Annotated in this window: 2 protein-coding genes; both read right to left on the minus strand. The window is 69.3% G+C overall.

Going from position 1 to position 2,286, the window contains the following annotated elements; translation table 11 throughout:
- Positions 1–180: 180 nt before the first annotated feature.
- Positions 181–1,284 (minus strand): ABC transporter substrate-binding protein, encoded by a 1,104-nt coding sequence (locus Q4F04_RS15520; RefSeq protein ID WP_303370690.1) that lies wholly within the window; start codon positions 1,282–1,284, stop codon positions 181–183.
- A gap of 49 nt (positions 1,285–1,333) precedes the next feature.
- On the minus strand, positions 1,334–2,286 hold a 953-nt coding region (locus tag Q4F04_RS15525), incomplete at its 5' end, for an ABC transporter ATP-binding protein (protein ID WP_303370691.1).

Raw genomic sequence — 2,286 nt, forward strand, 5'->3', positions numbered from 1 at the left:
CGCACAAGCGGGTCGGTGGCCAGCGTCTGGTACTGGCCCAGGCCCGGTTCCGGCAGGGTCACGCTCCATTCCGCGACGCCCAGGAAGGGCACGGCATAGCACAGCGCCAGCAACACCAGCAGCGGCGCCATCATCAGCGCCGCCGCCCACCGGTTCTTTCCCAAGCCCCTCATGCGCCCGTCACGCCGAGATGATCTTGGTGTAGTCGTCCAGCGCCTTGGCGTAGTTCTCGGCGTACCACTCCATGTCCATCGCCACCTGCTTGGAGAAGTTCGCCGGATCGACGGGGTTGAAGCGGCGCTCCTCCTCGGGGATCAGGGCGTCGGTGGCGGGGTTGCCCGGGCCCTGCCCCAGCTCGCGGAACATGATCAGCTGCTTTTCGGGATCCTGGGTGCTGGCGATGAACTTCATCGCGGCCTCGCGCCCGCCGGGGTTGTTCTTGATGACCCCCAGCGCGCCGGGCGAGATGATGCCCTGGTCCCAGATGAACTTGATCTGCCCGCCCGAATCCCGCTCGATCAGCGAGGCGCGGGTGGACCAGATCAGCGCCATCGGCGCCTCGCCGTTCAGCAGGATGCTCTGGCTTTCCGAGCCGCCGCCCCAGTAGGACACGACATTGTCCTTGAAACCCGCCAGCTTGTCATGCGCCCGCTTGAGGTCCAGCGGGTAAAGCTGGTCGGGGGCCACCCCGTCGGCCAGCAGCGCCGCTTCCCACATGCCCGCGCCCCATTTGTACAGCGCGCGCTTGCCGGGGAACTTCTCGACATCGAAGAAGTCGGCCATGCCGGTCGGCGCGGTCTCGTACTGGCTGGAATCGTAGGCGATCACGTAGGAAAAGAAATAGGTCGAGGCCGCGTGCTCCCAGCCGAAGCCGGGGCGGAACTTGGACTTGTCCACGACCGCATAGTCGATCGGCTCCATCATGCCCTGCCGACCCAGCGAGATGGCGGTGAAGGGATCGGTGTCCACCAGGTCCCAGGTGGGCTTGCCGCTTTTGACCTGCGCGGCGATGGCGCCCTCGGTCGGACCCGAGCCGTCGATCTTGACCGCGATGCCCGTGGCCTCGGCAAAGGGCTTGCCAAAGGCGTCGCCATAGGCCGTGACGGCGTCGCCCCCCCAGTTGACCAGCACCAGCTGGCCCGCCTGCGCCCAGGCCCGCGTCGCGCGCAGCATCGGCGCGCTGGCCAGAAGGCCCGCCGCCAGCGCCGTGAAGTCGCGCCGCGAGATCCCGCCCCGCCGCGCGCGGGCGTTCAGGGCCTCGAGTGCCTCCAGTTCCTTCCGCATCGCGCATTCCCCCCTTGTTGTCCGTTGTCGCCGTCCATGCCGGCAAGCCCTATCCCGCCAGCAGGAAACCCTTGTCCGAGGGCCAGGTCAGCCAGACCGGCCCCCCGCCCGCCCGCGCCGAGGCCGCGACCTCGTTCGGCACGGACACCGACAGCGCCGTCCCGTCGCGGGTCACGAGGTCCAGCCGGGTGGCCGAACCCAGATAGGTCGCCGCGGTGGCCGTGGCCGCGACCGCGTTCCCGTTCTCGGGCGGGGCGGGCGCGATGGTCATGTATTCGGGCCGGACCGCCAGCAGCGCCTCGGTTCCCGGCGCGTGGTCCGCGCCCTCCAGCCGGATCGCCCGGTCATCAAGCATCCCCGTGACCCGGCCGCCCCCGGCCCGCAGTCCGCGCAGCTTCAGCATGTTGATCTCGCCCAGGAACTCGGCGACGAAGCGGTTCGCCGGGTGGTCATAGACCTCCTGCGGCGCGGCCAGCTGCAGCAGTTCGCCGTGGTTGAAGATGGCGATGCGCGAGGACAGCGCCAGCGCCTCGCTCTGGTCGTGGGTGACGAAAACGAAGGTGGTGCCGGTCTCGGTGTGCAGCCGCTTCATCTCGTCCTGCATCTGGCCGCGCAGGCTCTTGTCCAGCGCCGAGAAGGGTTCGTCCAGCAGCAGCACGCCCGGCTCGAACACCAGGGCGCGGGCCAGGGCTACGCGCTGCTGCTGGCCGCCCGACAGCTGGCCGGGGTGCTTGTCGGCATGGGCCGACAGCCCGACCCGCTCGATCATCTCGCCAACGCGGCGCTTGATCTCGTCCGCGGGGCGCTTGCGCACCTTCAGCGGGAAGGCCACGTTTTCCCGGACCGTCATGTGCGGGAACAGCGCATAGCCCTGGAACACCATGCCGGCGGCGCGCTGTTCGGCGGGCTGGGCGGTGATGTCCACGCCGTCGCTGACCAGCCGCCCGGCGGTCGGCTGCTGGAAGCCCGCCAGGATCATCAGAAACGTGGTCTTGCCCGAGC

It is taken from the genome of Paracoccus sp. (in: a-proteobacteria) (assembly GCF_030536915.1).
Lineage (GTDB): Bacteria > Pseudomonadota > Alphaproteobacteria > Rhodobacterales > Rhodobacteraceae > Paracoccus.

Coding starts and splice junctions, on each gene's coding strand:
- Q4F04_RS15520 (WP_303370690.1), bottom strand. CDS start 1,284: ATGCGGAAGGAACTGGAGGCACTCGAGGCCCTGAACGCCCGCGCGCGG.